General features: G+C 68.7%; 25 protein-coding genes and 1 CRISPR repeat array. Of the genes, 19 read left to right on the forward strand and 6 right to left on the reverse strand.

Annotation, left to right across the window (positions count from 1 at the left end; genetic code table 11):
* The first annotated feature begins 33 nt into the window (after nucleotides 1-33).
* A CRISPR array of direct repeats spans nucleotides 34-1,196; the repeat unit is 30 nt; unit sequence GTTGCGACCCCTCGCAGGGGCGATGAGGAC.
* A 1,184-nt stretch (nucleotides 1,197-2,380) separates the two neighbouring features.
* On the reverse strand, nucleotides 2,381-3,586 hold the full coding sequence (locus tag AMA02S_RS38070) for an IS256 family transposase (RefSeq protein ID WP_218005266.1): 1,206 nt from the start codon (nucleotides 3,584-3,586) through the stop codon (nucleotides 2,381-2,383).
* Between the two features lie 260 nt (nucleotides 3,587-3,846).
* Between AMA02S_RS38070 and AMA02S_RS38075 the strand changes: the two genes are divergently transcribed.
* Complete coding sequence (locus AMA02S_RS38075) at nucleotides 3,847-7,308, forward strand: protein kinase family protein (protein WP_067469406.1); 3,462 nt, start codon at nucleotides 3,847-3,849, stop codon at nucleotides 7,306-7,308.
* Here the strand turns inward: AMA02S_RS38075 and AMA02S_RS38080 are convergent.
* Nucleotides 7,292-8,041 (reverse strand): FkbM family methyltransferase, encoded by a 750-nt coding sequence (locus AMA02S_RS38080; RefSeq protein ID WP_067469409.1) that lies wholly within the window; start codon nucleotides 8,039-8,041, stop codon nucleotides 7,292-7,294. The two genes, AMA02S_RS38075 and AMA02S_RS38080, sit on opposite strands and share 17 nt — an antisense overlap.
* A 384-nt stretch (nucleotides 8,042-8,425) precedes the next feature.
* Between AMA02S_RS38080 and AMA02S_RS38085 the strand changes: the two genes are divergently transcribed.
* From AMA02S_RS38085 to AMA02S_RS44510, 16 genes are all read left to right on the forward strand, one after another.
* Complete coding sequence (locus tag AMA02S_RS38085) at nucleotides 8,426-8,674, forward strand: ATP-binding protein (protein WP_067469411.1); 249 nt, start codon at nucleotides 8,426-8,428, stop codon at nucleotides 8,672-8,674.
* A gap of 10 nt (nucleotides 8,675-8,684) precedes the next feature.
* A complete protein-coding gene (locus AMA02S_RS38090) occupies nucleotides 8,685-9,302 on the forward strand; it encodes a hypothetical protein (RefSeq protein ID WP_067469414.1) in 618 nt (205 codons plus the stop codon).
* A gap of 577 nt (nucleotides 9,303-9,879) precedes the next feature.
* A complete protein-coding gene (locus AMA02S_RS42555) occupies nucleotides 9,880-10,032 on the forward strand; it encodes a hypothetical protein (RefSeq protein WP_157431109.1) in 153 nt (50 codons plus the stop codon).
* A 506-nt stretch (nucleotides 10,033-10,538) separates the two neighbouring features.
* Nucleotides 10,539-10,787, forward strand: coding sequence for an SCO4226 family nickel-binding protein (locus AMA02S_RS38100; protein WP_067469425.1), 249 nt, complete (start codon nucleotides 10,539-10,541; stop codon nucleotides 10,785-10,787).
* Between the two features lie 387 nt (nucleotides 10,788-11,174).
* A complete protein-coding gene (locus tag AMA02S_RS38105) occupies nucleotides 11,175-11,537 on the forward strand; it encodes a YciI family protein (RefSeq protein WP_067469550.1) in 363 nt (120 codons plus the stop codon).
* Nucleotides 11,534-12,727, forward strand: a complete 1,194-nt coding sequence (locus AMA02S_RS38110; RefSeq protein WP_067469428.1) for an RNA polymerase sigma factor — start codon at nucleotides 11,534-11,536, stop codon at nucleotides 12,725-12,727. The genes AMA02S_RS38105 and AMA02S_RS38110 overlap by 4 nt, the downstream gene beginning before the upstream one ends.
* A 16-nt stretch (nucleotides 12,728-12,743) precedes the next feature.
* On the forward strand, nucleotides 12,744-12,959 hold the full coding sequence (locus AMA02S_RS38115) for a hypothetical protein (protein ID WP_067469430.1): 216 nt from the start codon (nucleotides 12,744-12,746) through the stop codon (nucleotides 12,957-12,959).
* Nucleotides 12,960-13,055: 96 nt separating this feature from the next.
* Nucleotides 13,056-13,247 (forward strand): hypothetical protein, encoded by a 192-nt coding sequence (locus tag AMA02S_RS42560; protein ID WP_169806968.1) that lies wholly within the window; start codon nucleotides 13,056-13,058, stop codon nucleotides 13,245-13,247.
* A 197-nt stretch (nucleotides 13,248-13,444) separates the two neighbouring features.
* On the forward strand, nucleotides 13,445-13,624 hold the full coding sequence (locus AMA02S_RS38120; protein WP_067469435.1) for a hypothetical protein: 180 nt from the start codon (nucleotides 13,445-13,447) through the stop codon (nucleotides 13,622-13,624).
* 335 nt (nucleotides 13,625-13,959) lie between these two features.
* Nucleotides 13,960-14,274, forward strand: a complete 315-nt coding sequence (locus AMA02S_RS38125) for a hypothetical protein (RefSeq protein WP_067469438.1) — start codon at nucleotides 13,960-13,962, stop codon at nucleotides 14,272-14,274.
* A gap of 619 nt (nucleotides 14,275-14,893) precedes the next feature.
* Nucleotides 14,894-15,418, forward strand: coding sequence for a cation diffusion facilitator family transporter (locus tag AMA02S_RS38130; protein WP_369688431.1), 525 nt, complete (start codon nucleotides 14,894-14,896; stop codon nucleotides 15,416-15,418).
* Nucleotides 15,419-15,710: 292 nt separating this feature from the next.
* Nucleotides 15,711-16,376: a TetR/AcrR family transcriptional regulator gene (locus AMA02S_RS38135; protein WP_067469441.1), complete on the forward strand. Its 666-nt coding sequence runs from the start codon at nucleotides 15,711-15,713 to the stop codon at nucleotides 16,374-16,376.
* A gap of 2 nt (nucleotides 16,377-16,378) precedes the next feature.
* Complete coding sequence (locus tag AMA02S_RS38140) at nucleotides 16,379-17,245, forward strand: alpha/beta fold hydrolase (protein ID WP_169806969.1); 867 nt, start codon at nucleotides 16,379-16,381, stop codon at nucleotides 17,243-17,245.
* A 514-nt stretch (nucleotides 17,246-17,759) separates the two neighbouring features.
* Nucleotides 17,760-18,245 carry a fibronectin type III domain-containing protein gene (locus AMA02S_RS38145; protein ID WP_157431111.1) on the forward strand — a complete coding sequence of 162 codons (486 nt, stop codon included), beginning with the start codon at nucleotides 17,760-17,762 and terminating at the stop codon, nucleotides 18,243-18,245.
* Nucleotides 18,246-18,634: 389 nt separating this feature from the next.
* Entirely contained in the window at nucleotides 18,635-19,876 is a 1,242-nt protein-coding gene (locus tag AMA02S_RS41005; protein WP_245668018.1) for an ISL3 family transposase, read from the forward strand.
* Complete coding sequence (locus AMA02S_RS44510; RefSeq protein WP_067469453.1) at nucleotides 19,873-20,166, forward strand: ISL3 family transposase; 294 nt, start codon at nucleotides 19,873-19,875, stop codon at nucleotides 20,164-20,166. The genes AMA02S_RS41005 and AMA02S_RS44510 overlap by 4 nt, the downstream gene beginning before the upstream one ends.
* A 136-nt stretch (nucleotides 20,167-20,302) precedes the next feature.
* Here AMA02S_RS44510 and AMA02S_RS38160 read toward each other — a convergent pair whose 3' ends face one another.
* On the reverse strand, nucleotides 20,303-21,577 hold the full coding sequence (locus tag AMA02S_RS38160) for an ArsB/NhaD family transporter (protein ID WP_439951625.1): 1,275 nt from the start codon (nucleotides 21,575-21,577) through the stop codon (nucleotides 20,303-20,305).
* A 78-nt stretch (nucleotides 21,578-21,655) separates the two neighbouring features.
* Nucleotides 21,656-22,828 carry a cation:proton antiporter domain-containing protein gene (locus AMA02S_RS38165; protein WP_218005259.1) on the reverse strand — a complete coding sequence of 391 codons (1,173 nt, stop codon included), beginning with the start codon at nucleotides 22,826-22,828 and terminating at the stop codon, nucleotides 21,656-21,658.
* A 157-nt stretch (nucleotides 22,829-22,985) separates the two neighbouring features.
* Here AMA02S_RS38165 and AMA02S_RS38170 point away from each other — a divergent pair, with 157 nt between their 5' ends.
* Both AMA02S_RS38170 and AMA02S_RS44810 read left to right on the forward strand, forming a co-directional pair.
* The gene (locus tag AMA02S_RS38170; protein ID WP_067469459.1) at nucleotides 22,986-23,456 is read left to right on the forward strand and encodes a CBS domain-containing protein; all 471 of its coding nucleotides are present in this window, start codon (nucleotides 22,986-22,988) and stop codon (nucleotides 23,454-23,456) included.
* A gap of 68 nt (nucleotides 23,457-23,524) precedes the next feature.
* A complete protein-coding gene (locus AMA02S_RS44810; RefSeq protein WP_281181959.1) occupies nucleotides 23,525-23,647 on the forward strand; it encodes a hypothetical protein in 123 nt (40 codons plus the stop codon).
* Nucleotides 23,648-23,686: 39 nt separating this feature from the next.
* On the opposite strand, the gene AMA02S_RS38175 is transcribed toward AMA02S_RS44810, so the two are convergent.
* A complete protein-coding gene (locus AMA02S_RS38175; protein ID WP_157431113.1) occupies nucleotides 23,687-24,040 on the reverse strand; it encodes a hypothetical protein in 354 nt (117 codons plus the stop codon).
* A 90-nt stretch (nucleotides 24,041-24,130) separates the two neighbouring features.
* The gene (locus tag AMA02S_RS43710) at nucleotides 24,131-24,313 is read right to left on the reverse strand and encodes a hypothetical protein (RefSeq protein ID WP_218005260.1); all 183 of its coding nucleotides are present in this window, start codon (nucleotides 24,311-24,313) and stop codon (nucleotides 24,131-24,133) included.
* Between the last annotated feature and the right edge of the window lie 4 nt (nucleotides 24,314-24,317).

Consider the following 24,317-nt stretch of genomic DNA (forward strand, 5'->3'; position numbering starts at 1 on the left):
GGCCGGTGATCTGCGTGACATGGGTGGTGTCATGTTGCGACCCCTCGCAGGGGCGATGAGGACCACCGCTAGAGGTCCTGGACGACTTCCGGTGGACAGGGTTGCGACCCCTCGCAGGGGCGATGAGGACCGACCACTACGGGCAGTCTGGCGCTGCGGATGGCCACGTTGCGACCCCTCGCAGGGGCGATGAGGACGCGGCGGCCGCCACCCGCAGCGGCGGCGGCCAACTGTTGCGACCCCTCGCAGGGGCGATGAGGACCGACGGCCGCGTCCCGGAGCCGGATCGGGTCGGTGTGTTGCGACCCCTCGCAGGGGCGATGAGGACTGGCGCGGATTCCTCCGCGGGGCTCGTCGGCCTGCACGCGTTGCGACCCCTCGCAGGGGCGATGAGGACCTCTAGCCACGTCGTAGCCCCGCGCCCGGACGAAGTGTTGCGACCCCTCGCAGGGGCGATGAGGACGGGTCGGGGCTCGGCGGTCATCGGATCGTCTCCGACGTTGCGACCCCTCGCAGGGGCGATGAGGACGGGTAGGGGGTCAGGTGGCCGCTGCGCGCTCAGATTGTTGCGACCCCTCGCAGGGGCGATGAGGACGACCCTGAGTCCGATGGTGATCAGCATCGCCCCCCCAAGTTGCGACCCCTCGCAGGGGCGATGAGGACGTCTCGGCGTTCTTCCGCGACACCCTGCAGGGCGCGATGTTGCGACCCCTCGCAGGGGCGATGAGGACAATCGCCTGAGAGGGGATCACGCGACAGGGGGGCAGTTGCGACCCCTCGCAGGGGCGATGAGGACTCGTAGAACCCCGCGCCACCGACCCGCCCCGCAGGTGTTGCGACCCCTCGCAGGGGCGATGAGGACTACCTCAACCTGGCGCACGGTGGCCGGCTCGGCGCCGGTTGCGACCCCTCGCAGGGGCGATGAGGACGGAGCATTCGGCGTGGTGGGCCGGTCCGTCTACCAGTTGCGACCCCTCGCAGGGGCGATGAGGACGCATCGGGCCCACCGTCTGGTCACCCTTGTCCAGGTGTTGCGACCCCTCGCAGGGGCGATGAGGACCCCCACCTCTGCGAGGATCATCCGGTACGCCTCTTGGCGTTGCGACCCCTCGCAGGGGCGATGAGGACGACGTCGTTATGGGACAACATGGCGCATCTCTCCGGGAGTTGCGACCCCTCGCAGGGGCGATGAGGACCAGTTCCTTCAGCCACTGCGACGGGAGATCCGGTCCTCATCGCCCCTGCGAGGGGTCACAACATCTCCGGTCCACTGCCGACGCGCAGGTCTCCGAGGTCCTCATCGCCCCTGCGAGGGGTCACAACGGCTTGAAATCGGCAAGGAGCGGATCCAGTTCTCGTCCTCATCGCCCCTGCGAGGGGTCACAACCGAGGGCCCCCAAGGGCATGACCCTCGACGACCTCTCAGGTCCTCATCGCCCCTGCGAGGGGTCACAACAGATGCCGTACACCTCGGCAACAGCTTCCTCTTCGAGCGTCCTCATCGCCCCTGCGAGGGGTCACAACCCCTGTGCGGCAAGACCCCCGCCGAATGGACCGACCAGTGTCCTCATCGCCCCTGCGAGGGGTCACAACTCGCCCAGATGCGCGCCGACGTCGAACGACTCTCCCAGTCCTCATCGCCCCTGCGAGGGGTCACAACTCGGCCTGGACGAGGCAGCCGTCGAGCGCGGTGTGGAGGTCCTCATCGCCCCTGCGAGGGGTCACAACACGGAGATGCCGTGTCGGCCGTGGACATCGGCGACGGTCCTCATCGCCCCTGCGAGGGGTCACAACCCGTCCTGTCCGCCCATGAACATCAGCTCGCGCAGCGTCCTCATCGCCCCTGCGAGGGGTCACAACGCGCGCTGAACCGGTCACTGGGCGGCGACGACCAGCGTCCTCATCGCCCCTGCGAGGGGTCACAACCCCCCGAGCGGACCTCAGCCTGTTCGCTGACCAGCGGTCCTCATCGCCCCTGCGAGGGGTCACAACCCCCCGAGCGGACCTCAGCCTGTTCGCTGACCAGCGGTCCTCATCGCCCCTGCGAGGGGTCACAACCCCCCGAGCGGACCTCAGCCTGTTCGCTGACCAGCGGTCCTCATCGCCCCTGCGAGGGGTCACAACATCGCTGAGCCGATCCGTGTCGGGATCCACCAGGGTCCTCATCGCCCCTGCGAGGGGTCACAACATCGACGAATCATGCGGCTACAAGCCCACCTGGACCGTCCGGACGCCGTCCGCCGTACCTACCAGCTCCTCGCGGACCGCCTCGATGACCTCGACGTCGAACCCGATGACGAGACTCGTAAGCTCGTGAAGCTTCCGACGACGAAACGAAACGGGTGTGTCAATTTAACGGCTGATCTTGGTTGTTGAGTGGTCAGTTGTTGCTCGGGGTCAGGCGGCCCTCGAAGGCGATCTGGAACGCGTTCAGGGGTGCCTTCCAGCGCATGGTCCACCTCTTGCGGCCCTTCCCCGTCGGGTCCAGGCTCATCAGCGCCATGTAGATGCACTTGAGGGCGGCGGCCTCGTTCGGGAAATGTCCGCGGGCGCGGACGGCCTTGCGGATGCGGGCGTTGACGCTCTCGATCGCGTTCGTGCTGCAGATGACCTTGCGTATCTCGACGTCGAAAGAGAGGAAGGGCACGAACTCGGCCCAGGCGTCCGACCACAGCTTCACGATCGCCGGATACTTGGTGCCCCAGGACTCCTGGAACTCCAAGAACCGCTCCGTTGCCGCATCCTCGCTGGGTGCGGTGTAGACGGGCTTGAGGGCCTTGGCCACCTTGTCCCAGTCCTGCCTGGCCGCGTAATGGAACGAATTCCGCAGCAGGTGAACCACACACGTCTGGACAATCGTGCGAGGCCAGACGGTCTCCACGGCCTCGGGAAGACGCTTGAGTCCGTCACAGACCAGCATGAGCACGTCGTCCAGGCCGCGGTTCTTCAGTTCGGTGAACACCTGCAGCCAGTACTTCGCGCCCTCGCCGCCGTTACCGGCCCAGATGCCGAGGATGTCGCGGGTGCCCTCCACGGTCACCGCCATCACGACGTAGATCGGACGGTTGGCGACCTGCCCGTCCCTGATCTTGACGTTGATGGCATCGACGAACAAGACGGGATAGACGCGGTCCAGGGGCCGGTTCTGCCAGTCGGCCATGCCGTCCATGACCTTGTCGGTGATGGTGGAGATGGTCTGTTTGGACACCTGAGCTCCGTAGACCTCGACCAGGTGCGCAGAGATCTCCCCGTGGGTGAGTCCCTTCGCCGACAGTGACAGCACCATCTCATCGACACCGGTCAGGCGGCGCTGACGCTTCTTGACCAGCTGCGGCTCGAAGGTGCCGGCGGTGTCGCGGGGAACCCTCACCTCGACCGGGCCGACGTCGGTCAGCACGGTCTTGGCCCGGGTGCCGTTGCGGCCGTTGCCGTTGTTCTTCCCGGCAGGATCGTGCTTGCGATAGCCGACATGGTCGGTGATCTCGCCCTCCAACGCCGACTCCAGCACCCGCTTGGTCAGCTGCTGCAACAGCCCGCCGTCGCCGGTCAGCTGCAGCCCCTCGGTCCGAGCACGGTCCACCAGCATCGCGATCAACTGCTCGTCCGATGCCGCACCCTGCGGCGCCTGAACCGGCTGCTCGGCGGACTCGTCCTCAACGACGGTGTCACTCACTTGGCGTCTCCTTGATCATCGGATCCGCCGTTCATTAGACACTCCCACCGAAACTGACGAGGAGGGACGGTGCGCATCAAGCTCGCGGGCGTTGGTCGCGCGCGAGGATCCGGTCGGTGCTTGGGCAGGGAAGACGCGTTGTCAGGACCGAGGGGATGTGATCGGGTATCGGGGTGGACGTCGACCAGTTCTTCAGCTACGGGCCGCGCGCTCCATTTGAAGTACAACATGTCTTCACTGACCGGGAAGGGCCGATCCAGGCATTTCGAGACCGGTTCGCCCAACTAGCCGACCGGTCGTGGACCGTCGACGAACTACTCGACTTCCAGCGTCCGGCGTCCAACCTCATCGCCGTGTGTGGTGAAGGCGGCATCGGTAAGTCCACGCTGGCCCGGCGCGTCGCGTATCTGGCGGTGAACGGTGAACTGGACGGTTTGCCGCGACGAGGCGCGCACGCGGTACTGGACTTCGCCGACCCGGCCAGTTCAAGCTTCGAGGCCGTCCTGCTTCGGGTACGTGCCGCGTTCGCACCGCTTGCCAGATCGTGGCTGGCGTTCGATGTGGCGCTGGCCGTCTACTGGCAGCGCAAGCATCCGGGCGAATCACTGACGGCGTTCCTGCGGAAGGAAAACGCCTCGGACTCGCTCGGCGTCGCCGACCAGGTCGGTGCCGCCGTTGATCAGCTCCTCGGCGGCTTCGGCGCACTGTCGGTGGCGTACCGGGCGTTGAACCTGCTCGGCCGGACTACCGCGCAGAAGGCACGGTTGAAGCGGCTGCGGGCCGACCTGCCCGCGCTCGATCCGATCCTGTCCGAGCAGGACCCCGATCGGATGCTGGGCTACATGCCGGTGCTCCTGGCCGCCGACCTGGAACGAGCGCGGCGCAAGCATCCGGTGCTGGCGCTGTGCGTGCTGGACACACTCGAGAACGTCCAGCGCCTGCCTGCTGAGCGCGGTGGCCTTGAGGACCTCCTGTCGCGGTTGGTGTACCTGATGCCGAACGTGGTGTTCGTCGCGGCCGGGCGGCTCGCGCTGCGCTGGCACGAGCCGGCCAGGGCCGTCGCGCTGACCTACGGCGGCGAGCTCCGCTGGCCGGGCCTGGCCGGAGGCGACCAACTTGGCCTGGACGGGTTCGACCGGGCGTCGGCCGAGGCGTACCTGACTACGCGGCTCACCGTGGACGGGACCCCCGCGATCGGCCCCGACATCCGGGACCAGGTCATCGCGGGATCGGGCGGGTCGCCGCTCTACCTCGATTTGTCGGCCGGGCTGTTCGGTCAGTACCTGGCACGCGGCGAAGCGCCGCCGGCCGACGCGTTCGGGCTCGGGTTCCCCGAGTTGGTGCTGCGGACGATGCGGGACCTGTCCGCGCCCGACCGTGACCTCCTACGCGCCGCCGCGCTACTCGAGGCGTTCGACGAGGACATCCTGCACGCGGTGCTTCCACACATGCGGCGCCGCCAGATCGAACGGTTCGTGCAACGCCCGTTCGTTCGGCGCGACGAGACGGTGTGGCCGCCGTACCGGCTGCACGAGAACCTGCGCCGCAGTGTCATCGAATGCGACGCCGACACCGACGACGGCTGGACACAGACCGAACGGACCCGCAACGCCGAGCAGGCGACCGAGCATCTCACCCGCGTGGCGCTGGAAGTCTGGGACGACGACGCTGACCATCCACTTGCCCTGGGTAAGCGGAGCAGGCGATGCGTGGCGGCGTTTCTGCTCGTCCTGCACGCGGCGGACGAGCATCGGCTGGCGCCGGAATCCCTGGGTGACATCGCCTACAGCCTCACTGTGCTCGGACACTGGCAGGTGCTGGTGTCCCTGCCGGAACTGTCCGACTCGCCGCAACTGGCTCGGCTGACCGAGGCCGCGCGGGTGGCGGCTCGCGGAGATGTCAACGCCGAGGACCGTTACCGGGCTTTGCGCGACCTGATCGGTGAACCCGAGGGCCCGTACGCCGACTATTTCCGGCACGAGTTGGCGAGCCGCGCGCATATAGCCGGACGGGTCGAGGAGGCCGCCGACCATCTGTCCGGCATCGAGCCCGCGTCGCTGATCGGTGCGAGTGCGCGGTTCGGATTGGCCGACAACGCGCTACGCCGCAGCGTCTACCGCTCCGTGGTGCGGCTGATGGACGGCGCGTCGCAGGTGGGTCCGGATCAGGTGCGTGCCGCCGACCTGCTCGGCCACACCTACCTGCATAACGCCCGGTTCGCCGAGGCGGCCGAGCTCTTCGAGTCGACACTGGAGGCGGCACGCGAAGCCAACGCGCCGCTGTGGGAGGCGCGCGCACTACGGCACCTTCTGCTGGCGCTGATGTGGCACGACCCGGACAGGACGCTGTCACTGCTCGGCCGGGCACGTGAGCTGAACAGCTCCGCAGGCGAACCGATCGGGCTCGCCCAGTGCGACATGGCCGAGGCGATGGCACGGGCGCTGCGTGGTGAACGCCGCGCCGCCACAACGCTGCTGGACGCGGCGGCGCGGCGCTTCGGGGAACTTGGGGCCTCCCGTGAACTACTGCCCGTCGAAGCACTGCGAGTCCTGCTGGACGCCTCCGGTGGCCGGACGGATCAGGCCGCAGGCACCGCGCGGAGCCTAAGTGAAGACTGCCTGCCTGTCTGGGCGCCGGTGACACGATCGTGGGCCGGGCTGGACGCCGACTTCAGCGCCATCGGGTGGCTGGATGACCCTGACTCTGCGCGCCGCCGCTGGTCAGAGACGCTCGCCCGACTGCGGGCCCCGATCTGTGGTCCTCTGGACGTCGGTGACCGGCACGCACTGATCCCGACCGGCCGGGTGCCCGACGCGCTCATCGAGTCCGCGATCGGTGCCGCCTTGGGCAGCCCCGCGTTCGACGGCCGGCGAGACCTGGCGGCCGCGCTTGAGTCCCTCGGCAATGACGGTGTCGTGCGGGGGGCGCGGACGGTGGTGAAGGTGCGTCGGCGGCTGCACGAACGACTGGAGACCGTCCGGAACTTTGAGGAACTGCGCGCTGCGAAGGGCATCCGGGCGCCCCGGCTGCTGGACGCCGCAACGATCGGAGACGCCTGGTGGGCCGTCCTGGAACGCCTTCCCGGTGTGCCCGCGGACCGCCCGACGCCCGCACGACAGCGGGAACTCGGCCGCCAGCTCCGGCTCTGGCACTCCCGACCTCCCCGCGGCGGTCTGCGGCTGGACGATCCCGGCGCGCTGGGCGTCCTGCTGGGCTGGGCCCGGACCACCGCCCCGGACGCCTACCCCACCATTGCCGAACACATCGGCGCAGCCTGCGAAGGGCTCCCCATGACCGCGCTCCACGGCGACGCCGCGGTCTGCCACAACGCCCTGTTCGAAGGAGACGTTCTAACCGGGCTACTCGACCCGGGCGCGACCGAGGCCGGACCGCCGATGCTCGACCTCGCCTGGTCCCTGGCAGTCGACATGCCGCGCGGCGCGGATGCCGGCCCGCTCATCGAGGGCTACGGCCGCGACGCCGCCGACCAGGACTCCTTGACCGCGCTGCTACCGCTGATGATGCTGCGCCGCCTCATCGACGCCCCGTCCCTCGGCCTCGCCGGAACCGACGGCATGTGGATCACGCATTGGCTTCGTGACCACCGCCCCGACCTGCTCACCCTGGCCCGATGAGACCGGCTCGGCGTGCACACGCGTACGGAATGTAGTTGTCTAGCACATTCGCGGGCACAGCAAGCCGCTCATGCAGGTCGTCCTGGTCGTCTCGCGCGTAGAAGCGGTTGAGCCCGTCGAAGAGCGCCAGCCTGTAGCCGGCCGCCAGGACGCCGGGCTCCCACTCCTGGTGACTCGGCTGAGCCGTAAGCGGAACGGTCGCCTCGACCACGATCACCCGCGGCTGCCACACCCGCAGGTCAGCCGACCGCAGCACGGCGGCCTCGGCTCCCTCTACATCGATCTTCAGCAGGTCGAACCCTGGTTCCGCGTGCGCACCAAGCACCGTCTCCAACGTGACGACCTTGACGAGCAGCTCCTCATGACGCCAACCGTCCGCGAGATGCCTCTCCAGGACGTCCCTGCGCAGAGTGCTGAGACCACCGCCCCCGCTCTTTCCCCGCCCTGGGACGATCCGGAAGAACATCGTGGTGCCCGGCTCACCTCCCACGGCCACGCGCAGGTTCACGTCGCTTGGCCGGGCCTGGTGAAGACGTGCGTGGCGCTCGGGCAACGGTTCGACGTTGACCCCCCACCAGCTCAAGCCGTCCACGAGGTTCTTGGTCAGCGAGCCGCTGACGGGTTCCCCTGCCCCGACATCAACGAAGAACCCGCCCCTCTGGCCCGCGAAGGCGCGCATCAGCACGACGTCCTCCGCATTTCCCGCGTACGCGATCAAGTCATAACCACTCACACCCGCCAACCTACGGGCCACTCCATAAGCCTCCCCTAAAGACCGTCAAGGCGTTTGGTGGATGATCGTCGCTCTCAGGGGGAGCAATCAGGACTGCTTTCCCTTGTCGGGCCATTTCATGGCAGGATCGCACGATACTAATCATACGTCGGAAGAGTATTCGCGGGCTTGACGAATCGATGTGAGTGTTCTTTGCTGGTGGCCGGTTCGCCGCGCAAATTCGCCGCTAATGGGACGCGGCGGCAGGGCGGCCGGTCAGGGGGATCCAGAAAGTGTCGAGATCCAATATCGAAACCACGGCCTCGGCAACGGGGGGCGTCGACGTCGTGGCGGCGCGTCTTCCCGAGGCGGGTTGATCAGATTCCGCTGGCGCGGCAGTTCGCGATGTTCCTCTTCGCCGGGACCCCGATCGCCTCGGACGTGGGCTTCGTGGTGACCGAGCTGGCAACCAACGCGGCGCGTCACACCCGATCGGGCCAGCACGGAGGTCGGTTCACCGTCGAGCTGGTCCTCGGTGGCCTGGCATACATCGGCGTCACCGACCTGGGTGGCGGCGGCTATCCGATGGTGAGGCTGCCGTCCCGCTCGTGGCTATCGTCCCGAAGGACACCGGGCGAGCATCTAATTCCGTGAGGAACCCCTCATGGCGGGCCTGACCGAATTCTTCAACCGTGAGGTGTTCGGACCTCACCGTCGGGAACGCCTGCGCGCAACGCTCGCCCGGCTCGATGACACCCATCTCCACGAACACCGGGAACGCCTGGTGACGGTCGAGCGACAGATCGCGGAGCTGAAGCGCCGCAAGGAACGTGTCCTGGACTCGTTGGAGGCTGCCGACGAACCTACCCCTGCGTTCGTGAATTCCATCAATGAACGCACCACACGCATCGGCGCGGACCTGGAGGCCAAACAAGCCGCACTACGCGAACTTCGGGATGCGACTCCGGTGGCGCCGTGTCCCGAGTTGCTGGACCACTGCCCGACAGGGACGGTCGACCTTGATCTGCTACCTGAGCCGACCCTGCGGCGTCTGCTGGACGCCTTCGCCGTCCAGATGCGTCACGACAAGCAGGGCAACCAGGTTGACGTCCAGGTCACGATCACGCCTGAGACGGCGGACACGCAACTACGGGCCGCGAATGTAGTGATCATGGGGGATGGTGGCGGGCCGGATGGTGATCTTGCAGCCATGCGCGTGGTACCCCCTACGGGATCCCACGCAGACCGGCTCTGGCCCCCACCCCACCGAACGGCCGCCTAACGATCCCGTCCCGCTTCCCGGTCCGGTCGCCGGTCTCCCTCGCTTCGGCCAGCTGATCGCGGGCGGCCGAGACGCGCTGGGCGGCGGCCGGTTCGGTGGGGCGTAGTTCCTCTAGCAGGGCGGTCAAGCGCTCGACGGTCTCGGTCATGGCGGCTTCCTCCGTTCGGATTCCCCACGGCCGGCCCGAGTTCCGCCGCGCGGTCGGCGCTGACAAACGCCCAGCTTGGGCCTGGCAGAGATCGTCACCGTCCTAGACGTCAGCGCCGACGATTTGATGCGGGCCAGGTTGGGGTGGTGCGGTCCGGTGTTGCCGGGGGAAGCCTGTTGGCGTGGGCCGGGTCCGGAAGTGTGTGGTGTGCGGTGCGCGGGTGGCCGAGGCGCTGACGGCGGCCGCCGTCACCGACGACCGCGCCCGCGGCGCCACATGGAACACCAACGGCGCCGCGCTGGGTGTGGACGCCTTCCACCGCGCGGCGCCGGTACACCGGGGCCCGCCTCGGGTTCTGGGTGCCCGGGACGCCGGTCACGCTGAGGAGGCCGACGCCGAGGTCCCGTCGTCGACGCCGACGCCACCGCCATGGAGATCGCCAGTGTCCTGGCGGGCACCCGCGGCCCCATGGTGGGAGTCTCCGGGGAGGCCGACCGCGCCGACGCGCCCACGATCGGCGTCGTCACGGCGGCTCAGCCGCTCGAACGGCTCCTGCCAGCCCGGCCGGGCTCCGCCACATAGCTGCCTGCGCTGATCAAATGGTTTCGGTGAAGCGTTCGCCCTTTGGTCATGGACCCCGCTACCAGGATGACATCGCCGGTGTCGGCGGTGTCAGAGGTGACCTGCGCACCGACGGAATTCACGCGCACCACCGTCACTCCGTGTTTGAAGCGAGGACGGTCTCGCCCAAATCCACACCGACGATGCCACGGGGCGGATGCATCTGACCTGGGTGACGCCGCCAATGAACATCAGCACGTCGGCGACCCGCCAGCTCTGCGGCCGCAACTCGGCGACGTCGAGAAGGTTGAAACCGGCGTTGTGCGGGCTGGGCGTCATCCGAGCCGATCGTTAACATCCGAGCACGGGCCCACCCTGCGCGAAGGGCCTGGTCATGGCCGCGCCATGACGCTCAGCGACAGGGCGACGCTACAGTGGAAGAGGCGATCGGTTTCAAGGGAATGAGGGGTCCGTCTTGGTGATGAACCCGGCTTTGAGCCCGGGTTCCAACCGGGGGAGGGACGATAATGTCCAAGTTCATGGATGTTCACCATGGCATGAACGGAATATCTGGCGACCAGCTCAGGGATGCCCACGCGGCCGACCTGGCCCTCCAAGGTGAGGAAGGCGTCGTCTTCGAGCGGGCCTGGGCGGACCCGGAGGCCGGCACGGTTTTCTGCCTCTCGGAGGCTCCCGACGCCGCCGCCGTACAGCGAGTCCACGAGCGTGCCGGCCACCGCGCCGACGAAATCCACCCCGTGCCGCTGAGCGTCTGACGGCCCCGTCCAAGCCGAATCGTGTAGTTCGCCTGTGGCGAGCACGCCGAGTACGGGCGACATTCGGCCACCGTGGGGTGTGCATCTTACCGGCCCTTGGTTCTGGGCCGGCAAGGACGGCTATGCGCCGTGCCCTGGGCCGGGAGGGGCTCGCGGCGGTAGGGGCCCGGTGATCTCGCGATTGGATTGAGGTCCGACGTCACCCTCCAGGGCGGGTGGCGGCTTCGGGAGGCCGATGACCCCGGTGGCTTGCGGCCCCTTCCAGGGCGCTGCCGGGTCTGGTTGAAGGTTCTGGGAAAACGTTGCGGCCCGGCTGTCGATATGTGGTGAGCCCGTTCGTTGTGGGATGAGGGCGGGAAGGGCCCGCTCGGCATGAGGAGCACTGTCATGACCAAGTACATGCTGTCGGCCCACAGCGCCGAGGGCCAGTCCCCGCCGCCTATGAGCCCGGAGGACATCCAGCATGTCACCGAACAGGTGCTCGCATTGGAGGGGGAGATGAAGGAGGCAGGCGTCTGGGTGTTCGGCGGGCGTCTGCACAGCCCCGACACCGCCACGGTCGTGCGTGCGTCGGGGCAGCAAGTGATCACGACAGATGGACCTTTCGTTGAAGCACGTGAGCATCTCGGTGGCTTCTACGTTCTTGAGGCAGCCGACCTCGACACGGCGCTGTCTTGGGCCGCGAAGGTCACCTCCATCGTTGGCGCGCCGATCGAAGTCCGGCCCTTCGCCGGCCAGCCCGAGGGTTGATCATCGATGCGGCCTTGGTCGGCCGGATCTTCCGCGCGGAATCCGGCCGGTCGCTTGCCGCGCTGATCAGCGCCATCGGCGACATCGACCTGGCCGAGGACGCGGTGCAGGAAGCGTTCGCCATCGCCCTGCGCAAGTGGCCTGCCGCCGGGGTACCGCCCAACCCGGGCGCCTGGATCACCACCACCGCCCGCAACCATGCACTCGACCGGCTTCGTCGCCAGGCCAGAGAACGGCGGTTGCTCGGCGACGCCGCAATCTTGACGTCGCCGACGAAGGAGGCGGATCACGCGCTCGATGACCGGCTTCGGTTGATCTTCACCTGCTGCCACCCCGCCCTGTCGCCCGAGGCCCAGGTGGCGCTTACACTGCGGCTCCTCGGCGGCATGTCGACCGCGGAGGTCGCATACTCGTTCCTCGTGGCCGAGCCGACCATGGCCCAGCGCCTTGTGCGCGCAAAACGAAAGATCAAGGCGGCGCGGATACCGTACCGCGTTCCGGACGAGCACGAACTGCCCGACCGGCTTCCTCCGGCCCTGTCCGTCATCTACCTCATCTACACCAGCGGCGTGTCCGGCGGTGACCCGAGCCTGTGCGGAGAGGCAGTAAGGCTGGCGCGGACGCTGGCGAGTCTCATGCCCGATGAGCCCGAGGTCGCCGGGCTGCTCGCTCTGGTGCTGCTCAGTGAGTCCCGGCGATCGACGCGCACCCGTCCAGACGGCTCCCGGGTCCTGCTCGCCGAACAGGACCGAAGCCGGTGGGACCGTGAGCTGATCGAGGAAGGACACGCACTCGTCCGCTGGTGCCTACGCCGTGACCGGCCAGGCATCTACCAACTCCAGGCCGCCATCCAGGCCGTGCACACCGATGCTCCGACGGCCGAGCAGACCGACTGGGCGCAGATCGTCACGCTCTATGACCAGTTGCTCACTATCGCCGCGACCCCCGTCGTGGCTCTGAACCGCGCTGTGGCCCTCGCCGAGATCCACGGTCCCGCTGCCGCCTTGGTCCTGGTCGATGACCTGGACCTGGACGGTTACCACCTTTTTCATGCCACCCGCGCCGACCTCCTGAGCCGACTCGGCCGTGACCAAGAGGCCGCCACCGCCTACCAGCGCGCCGCAGCCCTCGCTCCCACTCCCGCCGAACGCGAGTTCCTCCACCGCGGCGGCCGCACAGCACGATCATGAAACATCGCCGGCAGCGATGATCCGCACGCCGCTCCCGCAGGCGCCTGACGAGATCGGAAGGGCGGCGGCGCTCGGCGGGGCGCTGGTCGCCACGGTGCCCGATCGCCAGCCGCCGCGCCCGCTGGACTGGCGGCCGCGGACGGTCTGCTACCGGTCCGGCGGCGGCTGCTCCTATGGCCATCTCCGGGTGCTGAGCCGGCTCGACGCCGATGCGCCGGTCCCCCTCCGCTGATCATCGCCTACCGCCCCGGTGACCCGCAGCGAGCGCACGAACTGCTTCCACGTCGCCGGCTTCAGTTCACAGAGTCTTGCATTCGCCCCTCGGCCCGTGGCCGGCGAGGAACCCCTCATCGGGGCGAAGCGGGGCTGCCACTTGCGCGGCTGGATCGAGCGGGCGGCTGCGGCTACGTGGCCAGCAGAGATCCGGCTGGTGGAGACCAAGGTCAACGGGCAACCGGCGCTGGCCGCCTACCTGCCCGACGTCACCGGCACCTGTCTCGGCACGGCATCATCGTGCTGACCGTCGGCCCGGCGAGCATCACCGAGATCACCGGCTTCCCAACGCCGAGATCTTCGCCTGGTTCGGCCTGCCGAGAATCGTCGGCTGAGCGTCCAGGCGGCGGCTGATTCCGGCAGCACCGATGGGTCGCCGCTCCTTCCGGGATCTGTCAGTGGTACACGGCCGCGCGCCGCGGCCCGACGCCTCTTGGAGAGAACATGGACGCTCTTGCCATTGCCGGGCGGTACTACGACGCCTGGATCCACCACGCCGACGACATGACCGGCGTCCCACTGGCCGCAGACTTCACCCTCACCGGCCCCGTCGCCGGCTTCGACAGCGCGGCCGGCTACCGGGCTATGGCCGCGCCGGCGGCTGCGGACGTGCGGAGCTTCTAGATCCGTCACCAGTTCGGCCACCGACCGGTTGGCCTGCTCGGACGCCGAGAACCTGCGCCGCGTTATGGCCGACGCGACCGACCCGCCGCGGCTGCTGCGCCGCAGCTACGACCACACGGCCGAGCTGATCGAGCGAGTCACCGCAGACGGCTGGGCCGCCCCCGGCTCCTGCGGCGGATGGATGGTGCTGCAGACCGCCGATCACCCGACCGGCGGGCTGCTGCTGATCATCCGGGTCGCCGAAGGAACACCGCCCGACCCGGTCGAGATCGACGTCCCGGGCCCAGACCGACACCGACCACCTGAACACCGACCCGGCCGGCGCGTTCCGTGCGGTGGCCGAGCGCTCACTGGCCGCCCTCGGCGAACCCAGGGCGCTGCAACGGGACTGCCCCTTCCTCGGCGGACTGAGCAGCGACGCGACGCTTGCCTCCATCTGCCTGCTCGCAACGCTGGTCCACGGATGTGACATCGCCCAGGGCGCCTATATCGATCACTGGGCCGGGGCCGTGGACGCGGCCTGGGCCTACGCCCGGCACGCCATCGGCGACGACCAGCGCCAGTCAGTCGTGTTCGCCGAACCGCTCTCCAACACCCCGGCCGCCAACACCTTCATCGCGCACCTGGCCCACCTGGGACGACGTGCCTAGACGGAGTCCACTGGGTTCGCGGCTGGCAGACCACCTGGCCGCGAACTCGGTTCCCACCGACTTGGAGGCATTCGCACCGTCAGGGATACCCGGCGCGCCAGGTCAGACCTTGGAGGTCGAGGCTGTGATGGCGGCGTAGCGGACGGCCATGAGGTCGTCACTCGATGGAGGAACGCCACACGTCGGTGTGGGCCGGCGGGGCTGCGGCCCGTCCCCTTCGCCCGAGGCGAACGATCGCGCCCCGTGTGACATCCGGCCGTGCAATTCGCCGGGAGGGTGAACGGCCCGGTTCCTGCATGCGCACAGCGATCGTCCTGACGAGCGCAGGGTACGGATACCGCGCCTGGACGCCCAGTACACGACCGGCCCGCAATCGGCATGCCTGCGCGGCTGCAAGCTGGTCGACTACCGGGCCGAGGGCCGCCAGTCCTGGTACTTCATCGCCGCGCCGGAACTGCTGAACCTGCTGCGGTCGGCCGAGCACCTGCTGGCGGCCACCGACCGGGCCGTGGCGCTGTGCCCGCCCTACGGCGTCGCCGCCGGACAGGAAGAGCCTGCGGCGCTGGAGACAGGGCCATGACGGCGGTGACGCTGGGCCCGCCGCCACTGCGCCGGGCCCGTGCTGGCCCGCCGAGTGCGCTGGCTGGTGGCCGCCACCATCGCCTACAACCTCGTCGAGGCCGCCGTCGCGATCACCGCGGGCAGGGTCGCCTCGTCCGGGGCGCTGGTGGCCTTCGGGCTCGACTCGGTCATCGAGATCGCCTCGGCCGCCGCGGTCGCCTGGCAGCTCTCCGCCCGCGCCCCCGACCTGGTCGGGCGGCGCGAGCGGCGGGCGCTGCGGATCATCGCGTTCTCGTTCTTCGCCCTAGCCGGGTACGTCGCCCTCGACGCGGTCCGCACCCTCACCGGGTCCGGGGAGGCCGGACACTCCACCGCCGAGCTGGTGCTGGCCGCGCTCAGCCAGGCGATCATGCCGGGCCTGTCGCATACCCAGCGGCGTACCGGCCGGGAGTTGGGGTCGGCCGGCGCGGCCGCCGACTCCAAACAGACCTGCTGTACACCTACCTGTCGGCGGTGCTGCTGGCCGGGCTCGTGGTCAACAGCCTGTTCGGCTGGGCCTGGGCCGACCCGGTCGTCGCTCTAGTCGTCGCCGCCGTTAGGGAAGGGCGCCAAGCCTCCCGCGGCGACGCCCGCTGCGCTCTTCCCATACCACCCGGGGCTGCCACTGCCGGGCAGAGCGCGCCGACGAGGGCTGCGCGTCCTGTGGCCCCGGCTGTGCCTGCTGTTCCTGACCTGGCCTTCCTCCCGGGATCGGCCATTCACCGAGGCCGTCTTGGCCTCCTGTGGTGGCAGGGGTCGGCGCGTCAAGTCTGCGGCCCAGCGACAGGTGTTCGCACCACCATGACCATTCAAACATTGTTTGATACATTGTTTGAATGAAGGAGACGGAGGAAACGCGAGGCCGGATCGTCGCAGCGGCCGAACGGTTGTTCGCCAGCGGTGGGGAGGAGGCGACCTCGCTGCGGGCGATCACCCGGGAGGCCGAAGTGAACGTCGCGGCGATCCACTACCACTTCGGCGGCCGGGTCGGGCTGCTGCGGGAAGTCCTGGACCGTCACGTCGGGCCACTCAACCAACGCCGGCTGGCTTTGCTGGACGAGGCCGAGCGCGCGTATGGAACGGTGGTCCCGGTGGCGACGCTGCTGGAGGCGTTCCTGCGTCCGGACCTGGAACTGTTGGCGCGGCTGCGAGAGGAACAGGTGCAGGTGGCACGGTTCCTCGGGCGGGCCTACACCCAACCCAGCCCGGTACTGGAAGGCTTCGTGCGCCAGCAGTTCGAACCGGTCGCGGCGCGGCTTGTCCCGTCCCTGCGGCGGGCCCTGCCGGATCTCGGTGACGCCGAGCTCCGGATCCGGCTGAACCTGATCGTGGCCGTCGTCACCGGCATGTTCGCCACCGCCACCCCGGCCGGTCGGCCGACCGTTCTGGGCAGCGACGACATCGAGCAACAGTTGCGGTTCCTAGTGGCCTTCTTCGCCCCCGCCATGTCGGCCCCCCGCGCCCCGACCGGAGCATCGCCCGTCGACCGGCCAGGAGGATGATTATGTCCGGCTACCGACACTCGTCCAGGGACCTGTGGCCCTGGCCGACCAGCACGATCGCGACCCCCGCCGGGCCCGTCTCGGTGACCGACAGCCAAGGGACCGGGCCGACCATAGTGCTCGTCCACGTCGGTCTGGGCAGCCTGCTGTGGCGCGACCTCATCGCTGAACTCGCCCCCCGATTCCGGTGCGTGACCTTGGACGCCCCTGGCACCGGCCGCACCCCCGCCCCCACTACGGGCATCAGCTTGACCACCGCCGCCGACGCCGTGTCGGCAGTACTCCGCACGCTCGACCTCCGTCACGTGACGCTCGCCGTCCACGACCTGGGCGGCCCGGCGGGCATCGCCGCCGCGGCGCGCGAGCCCGACCGGATCGCCGCCATCGCCGCCATCAACACCTTCGGCTGGCGGCCCACCGGCACCGCGTTCCGCGCCATGCTGGCGATCATGGGCAGCGGCCCCGTCCGCGAAAGCGACGCCTGGACCGGCTGGCTGCCCTGGCTCACTTCTACACGTTTCGGTGTGGGGCGCCATCAGACGCGGGCCGAGCGCCGCTCGTTCCGCGACGCCGTCGACCGCGATGGCCGACGCGCGTTCCACCGCTACATGGCCGACGCCCGCCGCAACGACCGGCTCTTCCAGCACACCGAGGCCGCACTGAAGGGTCTGCTGGCCGACCGGCCGCTGCTGACCGTCTTCGGGCAGCGCAACGACCCGCTCAAACTGCAGCCAGAATGGAAGGCGCTGTTCCCGGACGCAGTCCAGCACACCATCCCCGGCGGCTACCACTTTCCCATGTGCGACGCCCCCGCCCAGGTCGCCGACCACCTCCGGACCTGGCACTCCGCCCACGTCACACAGACCTGAGGCCGGCGTACCGGCACGCTGCGGACACGATCACCCTGGCGATACATTCAAGCCTGTCCCGTAATGGTTGGAGAAGCGCAGCCGGGTAGCCGCCATGGTCTGGCTGTCTGGGGCCGGGGCAGCCGGTGATCGTCAGGTTGTGCATGAGGGCAATGCCGCGGGTGGCGTGGTGGACGCCGTCGCGTTCGTGTCCGCAGTTGCGCGGGATGTTCCACCACTTCATGTGCGTGAAGATGTGCTCGATGCGGGCGCGCACGCGTTTGTAAACGGTGTTGAGCCGGTGTTGTCAGGCCGGTAGTTCGCTGCCGTCGCGGGGCCGCCGGTAGGACATGCGAGCCGGTCGGCGACATGGGAGATCGTGCCGGTCTTCTCACCAGTCTGCGCGCATACTTTGAAGACCGTCCGGCCCGCGCGTTCACGCAGCTCAGGAGAATACTTTTCTGGCTGATTGCCGCGGCGCTGCTGCGCTGTGTGTCGTTACGGACTCCTTACAGGCCGGCTGGTGCCCTTGCCCATGCCGGTGATTGACCAGTTGCATCGTGTTGATCGTTTTCTCGTAGAGAGGATCACACGTGAGAGTACCCGATTCGCCCCCGCAACCGTCGCGCTGGCCGCCGCATCGATGGCGGGCCTGCTGTCGCTCGCAGCACCGGCCGCCGCATCGGTGACCCGGCCGGCATCGGCGAACCCGTCATCGGCAAGCGTCACGCTGGTCGAGCCGACCAACTTGCGGGTCACCGGGGTCAGTGGCCGGTCCGTCACATTCCAGTGGGACCACGCCCAGGGGGTGACCGGAGGCTGCAACCTGCCGTTCTTCCAGTACGACGTGTACCGGGACGGCGGCTACGTCGGTTCCACCTACCTTGGTAGCCCGGTCGCGGTGGCGAGCAACCTACGGCCCGGCCAGATCTACCGCTACCAGGTACAGGGCCGTGACAATTGCAGCGGACGGTACACCGCGCTGAGCGCCGCGCTGAACATCCAACTACCTTCGTCCTAAACTAACTGCCTTGCGTGAGGCCGCCGCCAGCCCATCCCAGAGTCCTGCCCCAACTGCGAGAGAGTCGACGGCGGCCGGTGCGGCCACCACGCCGGTGGACTCGCCGTCGCTGAGACCTACACAGAACTCGAAAGGCTCAGTGCGGCCAAGGCCGCACTGAGCCGTGAAACGGCCCAGCGCCGCTACCGCATTTGGCGAGCCTGTAACTCGAAGGGCTTTTCCAAGACTCCCGTGGTGACGGGCTGTGCTCTAGGCCAGGAGTATCCGTTTTCGAAGTAGCGGCAGGCTGGCCCGTCCGTACATCTGCAGCTTAAGTAGGGCCTGTCCAGTTAACGGCTCTGTCGCGTATTCGGTGGTGACGCCCTGACCTCGTGGTACCACGGTCGGTCATGCAGAAGATTAGCGATCTTGTGGAGCTGGTGTTCTCTGGGCTGTCTCCGCTGGTCATCGAAGACGTGGTGGACCAGGGCGAGCTGATCTGGGTGCGGGCCAGGACACCCGACAGCCCGGCGGCATGCCCGGGGTGCGGCACCGCGTCATCGCGGGTGCACGGTTATCAGCGGCGGACGGTTGCCGATGTCCCGATCGATGCCCGCAGGGTCGTGGTCGGCGTGCGGATACGCCGGCTGGTGTGCCCGACCGGCGCCTGCGTCCAGACCTTTCGTGAGCAAATGCCCGGCGTCCTGGAACGCTACCAGCGCCGTACTCCCCCGCCTGACCTCGCAGATCGGCGCGGTCACGCGGGAATTGGCGGGCCGCGCCGGCACACGTCTGTTATCCGGGCTGGGTGTGCTGGTGTCCCGGCACACGCGCTACGCATATTGCTGCGGCTGCCGCTGCCGGAGCGGCCGGTGCCGCGGGTGCTTGGTGTGGACGACTTCGCCCTGCGCAAGCGCCGCAGCTACGCCACCGTGCTGATCGACGCCCAGACCCGGCAGCGCGTCGAGGTGCTGCCCGACCGCAAGGCCGACACCCTGCAGGCGTGGCTGCGCGCGCACCCGGGCGTCCAGGTCGTCTGCCGGGACGGTTCGGGCGCCTATGCCGAGGCGGTGCGCCGTGCCCTTCCCGGCGCGCAGCGGGTCGGTGACCGATGGCACATCTGGCACAACCTCGCCGAAGCGGTGTTGAAGGAGGTCGCCGCACATAGCGCGTGCTGGGCCAAAGCCGGGCCGCCGCGGCGCCAGGGCAAGCGCGCCGCCACCACCCGCGAGCGCTGGCAGCAGGTCCACAATCTGCTGAACAAGGGCGTTGGACTGCTGGAATGCTCCCGCCGCCTGGGACTGGCGCTCAACACCGTCAAACGCTACGCACGTGTCCCCGAGCCCGAGCGGCTGGTGCGCGCCCCCGCAGTACCGGCCCACGCTGGTCGATCCCTACCGCAACCACCTGCGCCGACGCCGCGAGCAAGATCCGGTGGTCCCGGTGCTGCAACTGCTGGAAGAGATCAGACAGCTCGGCTACACCGGCAGCAGAACCTGCTCTACCGTTACATCACCCAGGGACGCGTCGAGGCCGACCGTCCCACCGTCTCACCACGCCGCTTCATCCGCGACCTGCTCACCGCCCCCGACCAGCTCAAGACCACCGGACCGAGCGGTTCGACGCGTGCGTCGCCGCCTGCCCGCAGATGACCGCCCTCGCCGGCCTCGTGCGCTCCTTCGCCGCCCTGCTCGCCCCCGCCGACGACAACGCCGAACACCTGACCGAGTGGATCACCCAAGCCAGAGCAGAAGACCTGCCTCACTTGCACGCTTTCACCCGCGGGCTCGACCTGGACCGCGACGCCGTGAACGCTGCCTTGACTCTGCCCTTTCACAACGGCGGTACCGAAGGCGTCAACACCAAGACCAAAATGATCAAGAGACAGATGTGCGGACGTGCAGGATTCCCGCTCCTTCGACACCGGATCCTGCTCGGCTGACACCACTGTCCGTCACCACTGAATATCCGACAGAGCCCAAATCGTACAGTCCCGTGACCAGCGAGGCGACGCTCCGGCGGGCACGGCGGGACGGAGGCGCTGGCATCACGCTGTCTTGTTTGAGGGGCGGCCCCGATTACAGGTAGCGCAGCCACAGGTAGGGGACGCAGAGGCCCACGGTAATGGTGGTGACGATGAGTCCGTACTTGGTGAAGGTCCAGAAGCTGATGGGGGTGCCGTTGCGGGCGGCGATGCCCAGGACGACGACGTTGGCGCTGGCGCCGACGGCGGTGGCGTTGCCGCCCAGGTCGGCGCCGAGTGCGAGCGCCCACCACAGCACGTGCCCGCCGTCCCCGCCGCCTTGCTGCTGGACGAGGTCGGCGACGATGGGGCTCATGGTGGCGACGTAGGGGATGTTGTCCACGATCGCCGACAGGGCGGCGGACGCGCCGAGCAGCAGCATGGTGGCGAAGCCGGGTCTGCCGTCGGTGGCGTCGGCGGCGGCCTCGGAGATGTCGCCGATGACGCCGGTCTCGACCAGGCCGCCGACCATGACGAACAGCCCGGCGAAGAACACCAGCGTCGGCCACTCGACCTCTGCGAGAGCTTGCTCGGTGGTGACCTTGGTCGCGGCGACCAGGAGCCCGGCGCCGAGCAGCGCCACGATGGACGGCTCATAGTGCAATACCGGGTGCAGGACGAACGCGGCGACCACGAGGCCGAGCACGGCCAGGCCTTGCCATAGCAGTCGCCGGTCGGTGATCGCCTCGCGTTCGTTGAGGGCCATCACGGCGATGGCACGCTCCTGGTCGTAGACGAACGCCGAGCGGAACAGCCACCGGCACAACCCGCAGAACACGGCCATGAGGCCCACGACCAGCGGCGCGAGGTGGCTCAGGAAGTCGTTGAACGACAGCCCGCCCTTGCTGGCGATGATGATGTTGGGCGGGTCGCCGACCAGGGTCGCGGTGCCGCCGATGTTGGACGCCATCACCTCGGCGATGAGGTACGGGGTCACTTTGAGGCCGAGGCGTTCGCAGACCAGGAACGTCACCGGCGCGATCAGCAGCACGGTGGTCACGTTGTCCAGCAGCGCCGACGCGACCGCGGTGATGACGACCAGCATGACCATGAGCCGGTACGGTTTGCCGCGCGCGCGTTTGGCGGCCCAGATCGCCACGTACTCGAACACGCCGGTCTGCCGCAGCACCGAAACGATCACCATCATGCCCAGCAGCAGGAAGATGACGTTCCAGTCGACCCCGGTCTTGATGGAGAAGAACGCCTTCTCGGCGTCGGTGATGTGGAACAGCAGCATCAGCGCTGCGCCGCCGAGCGCGACGGCGGTGCGCGGGACCTTCTCCGAGGCGATCAGGATGTAGGCGGCGACGAATATGACGAGCGCGGTCACGGCAGTCAAGGGACCTCCTGGTCGGCGGGCACGGGCAAGGCGTCGCCGACCAGACTTCCCGGCACACCGGTCACCACGTTAGTCCGATCGATCACCGTGGGTCATTCTCTGTCGTGGCGGCGTCCGGTCGTCCCGAACGCCGTACCAGGGCGTGGCCCTGGCCGAACCAGGCGGGGACTTCGTGTTCGTCGTCGAAGCCGCGGGCCACCACGATGTCGGTGGAGGAGTGCGCCAGGATCGACACCCCTTGGGGCCGAACCACATCGCCGCGCCCTGCTCGCGTGCAGTGAGCCCGGACCGCAGGAACGACACCCAGATCGCCACCGGCCGCGCGACCACCAGCGACAGCACCGCGAACACCCATCCCGCCCAGCCGACCTTCCCCAGGAACGCCGGTGACAGCAGCGCGCCGAAGACCAGCAGCGCGGCGAGCTTGAGCAGTTCGGCGACCAGCTCGCCGAACTCGATGAACGCCTTGCGATGCTGGTCGCCGATGCTCGCCACAGTGACGCCGGCGGCGAACGCGGCCAGGAACAGATTGCCGTGCGTGGCCTGGCCCAGCGCCAGCACCAGCAGCCCGATGGCGACCGCGTTCAGCGGCTCGTACTTGGCGGAGATGGCGAACAGCCGCGTGCGCTCCAGCATGATCGCGGCCCAGGGCACCGCCACCCCGATCAGCAGCCCGACGGCCAGCTCACTGCCCAGCTCGCCCAGGTGCAGGTCGTCCGAGCCCTGCGCAATGGTCAGGAACAGCACGACAAACAACAGGATCAGCCCGTCGTTGACGCCCGACTCCAGGTTCAGCAGATGCCGCAACCGGGGCGGCACCCGGTCGTTGCCGACCAACGCGGCGGCGAACACCGGGTCGGTCGGCGTGAGGGCCGCCGCGATCAGCAGCGACGCCACCCAGCCCAGCCCGACCACATAGTGCGCCAGCACCGCGGTGATCAGCAGTGTCAGCGGCAACCGCCAGCCAAGCGCGCGGCCGGGCAGCCGCCACGCGCTGCGCAGATCGGCCCAGCCGGCGTGCATTCCGTCGGTGAACAGCACCGCGAACAGCGTCGGCTCCGCCAGCGTTCCCACCATCGAGTCGCCCGGCTTCAACGAAACGACGCCGATGACACCGTCTCCGAGCACCAACCCACCGACCAGGAACAGCGCGGCGGTGGACAAGATGGTGCGGTTGGCCAGATTGGACAGCAGCACGGCCAACAGCAACAGGCCCGCGAACGCGGTGTGCAAGGTTGTCATCGGCGCACGGCGCCTTTCCGGGTCGACAAGGGACATGCCGACCAGACTTCCCGGCTCACCAGGCCACGACCTTAACGGGATTCTGGCGTACTTTCCACGTGTCGACAGCGCGATGCGCCCCAGTCCGCCGCCCCACAGGTGGGGTAGCGTCGCGGGTGTGCGAGCCCGAGAACTAGCCGTGGACTTCCCCACCGTGACGCCCGAGACCAGCGCGCTGGAGGCCGCACGGCTGCTGGCCGAGCACCAGCTCCCCGGCCTGATCGTGGTCGACCGCGACCGCCGCCCCAAAGCAGTGTTCCCAGGCTCTCAACTGCTGGGATCGATCATCCCGCAGTACGTGCAGGACGACCCGGCACTCGCCCGCGTCTACGACGAAGACCACGCCGACAGACTCTGCGCCAAGCTCGTCGGCAAGACCGTCGCCGACCTGCTGCCCAAAGACAGGACCCCGCCGCCGGTCGTGGACGCCGAGGCCACCGCCATGGAGATCGCCAGCGTCATGGCCGCCACCCGCAGCCCCATCGTCGCGGTCTCGGCCGACCCCCGCCGCACAGACGCCCCCATGATCGGCGTGGTCGCGGTCTCCCAGCTCCTCACCAGGCTGCTCCAGGCCGGCGACGAACTCTAGAGCGCCGACCTGAGGAACTGGCGGATCGCGCCGGCAACCCTCGGATGGTCGCGGCCCAATCAGAGGAGATGGCTGGCGGTCTCGCTGACGAGCAGGTCCGCCTGCTCGATCCCGGCGACGAGGGACTCGGCGTGCTCGAACGGGACCGCGTCCGCCCCTTGCGGCCGGCGATGACGAGCGTCGGCTGGTGATCTGCGGCAGGGGCGCTCGGGGTGGGCTTCCAGGTCGTTTCAGGAAGCCGGGAGCCCGACCGCCATCCCCAGGAACAGCGCGACCACTTCCGCTCGCTGCTCGGTGCTCGGCGTCGCGCACGCCGGCCCGGTGGACAGGCTGCCGAGCATGGCGCGGAGCGCCCGCTCAGGGGACCAGCGCGGCAAGACACCGAACGCGGCCCAGGCGGCGCCCTCGGCAGCGGCGGTGAACACGACGTTCGCGCCCAGCCGCATCGCCCGGCCGGGCCAGGGCAGGAACGACACGGCACTTTCCAGGACCGGTCGTTCGACGAACTCCAGATGCCGCGAGGCCATGGTCAGCGCGGATGGCGGGAAGCGCAGGTCCTCACGTGTGCGCTTGCCGGGGTGCAAGGCCCGAATGGGACGCCCGCGTACCGAGCTGTCGAGTCATCGATGGCGATCCTGCCGGCAACGGGGCGGGCAAGTGGCGTGGCCGGGGACTCAGCCGAGGTCACGCTCGCGGAACCGCCAGGTGCCGACCGCGATCAGGACAGCCGCCGCGGCAGCCAGAACACCGGTATCGGTGACCTGGAACCCGTTCTCAGCAGCTCGTAGCCCAGCGTAGGTCAGTTCGCGTTGGAGGTCGCAGTCCAGTTCTCCGGCGGCCGCGAGGGCCTGGACCATGTGC

Source organism: Actinomadura macra NBRC 14102, from assembly GCF_001552215.1.
In the GTDB taxonomy this organism is placed as follows: domain Bacteria; phylum Actinomycetota; class Actinomycetes; order Streptosporangiales; family Streptosporangiaceae; genus Spirillospora; species Spirillospora macra.

Bases quoted from the DNA above. Each gene is read 5' to 3' on its own strand.
- AMA02S_RS38070 (WP_218005266.1), bottom strand. From the start codon at position 3,586: ATGCTGGTGGACCGTGCTCGGACCGAGGGGCTGCAGCTGACCGGCGAC.
- AMA02S_RS38085 (WP_067469411.1), top strand. From the start codon at position 8,426: ATGTTCCTCTTCGCCGGGACCCCGATCGCCTCGGACGTGGGCTTCGTG.
- AMA02S_RS38090 (WP_067469414.1), top strand. From the start codon at position 8,685: ATGGCGGGCCTGACCGAATTCTTCAACCGTGAGGTGTTCGGACCTCAC.
- AMA02S_RS42555 (WP_157431109.1), top strand. From the start codon at position 9,880: ATGGAGATCGCCAGTGTCCTGGCGGGCACCCGCGGCCCCATGGTGGGA.
- AMA02S_RS38100 (WP_067469425.1), top strand. From the start codon at position 10,539: ATGTCCAAGTTCATGGATGTTCACCATGGCATGAACGGAATATCTGGC.
- AMA02S_RS38105 (WP_067469550.1), top strand. From the start codon at position 11,175: ATGACCAAGTACATGCTGTCGGCCCACAGCGCCGAGGGCCAGTCCCCG.
- AMA02S_RS38115 (WP_067469430.1), top strand. From the start codon at position 12,744: ATGATCCGCACGCCGCTCCCGCAGGCGCCTGACGAGATCGGAAGGGCG.
- AMA02S_RS38120 (WP_067469435.1), top strand. From the start codon at position 13,445: ATGGACGCTCTTGCCATTGCCGGGCGGTACTACGACGCCTGGATCCAC.
- AMA02S_RS38135 (WP_067469441.1), top strand. From the start codon at position 15,711: ATGAAGGAGACGGAGGAAACGCGAGGCCGGATCGTCGCAGCGGCCGAA.
- AMA02S_RS38140 (WP_169806969.1), top strand. From the start codon at position 16,379: ATGTCCGGCTACCGACACTCGTCCAGGGACCTGTGGCCCTGGCCGACC.
- AMA02S_RS38145 (WP_157431111.1), top strand. From the start codon at position 17,760: ATGCCGGTGATTGACCAGTTGCATCGTGTTGATCGTTTTCTCGTAGAG.
- AMA02S_RS41005 (WP_245668018.1), top strand. From the start codon at position 18,635: ATGCAGAAGATTAGCGATCTTGTGGAGCTGGTGTTCTCTGGGCTGTCT.
- AMA02S_RS44510 (WP_067469453.1), top strand. From the start codon at position 19,873: ATGACCGCCCTCGCCGGCCTCGTGCGCTCCTTCGCCGCCCTGCTCGCC.
- AMA02S_RS38165 (WP_218005259.1), bottom strand. From the start codon at position 22,828: ATGACAACCTTGCACACCGCGTTCGCGGGCCTGTTGCTGTTGGCCGTG.
- AMA02S_RS44810 (WP_281181959.1), top strand. From the start codon at position 23,525: ATGGCTGGCGGTCTCGCTGACGAGCAGGTCCGCCTGCTCGATCCCGGC.
- AMA02S_RS43710 (WP_218005260.1), bottom strand. From the start codon at position 24,313: ATGGTCCAGGCCCTCGCGGCCGCCGGAGAACTGGACTGCGACCTCCAA.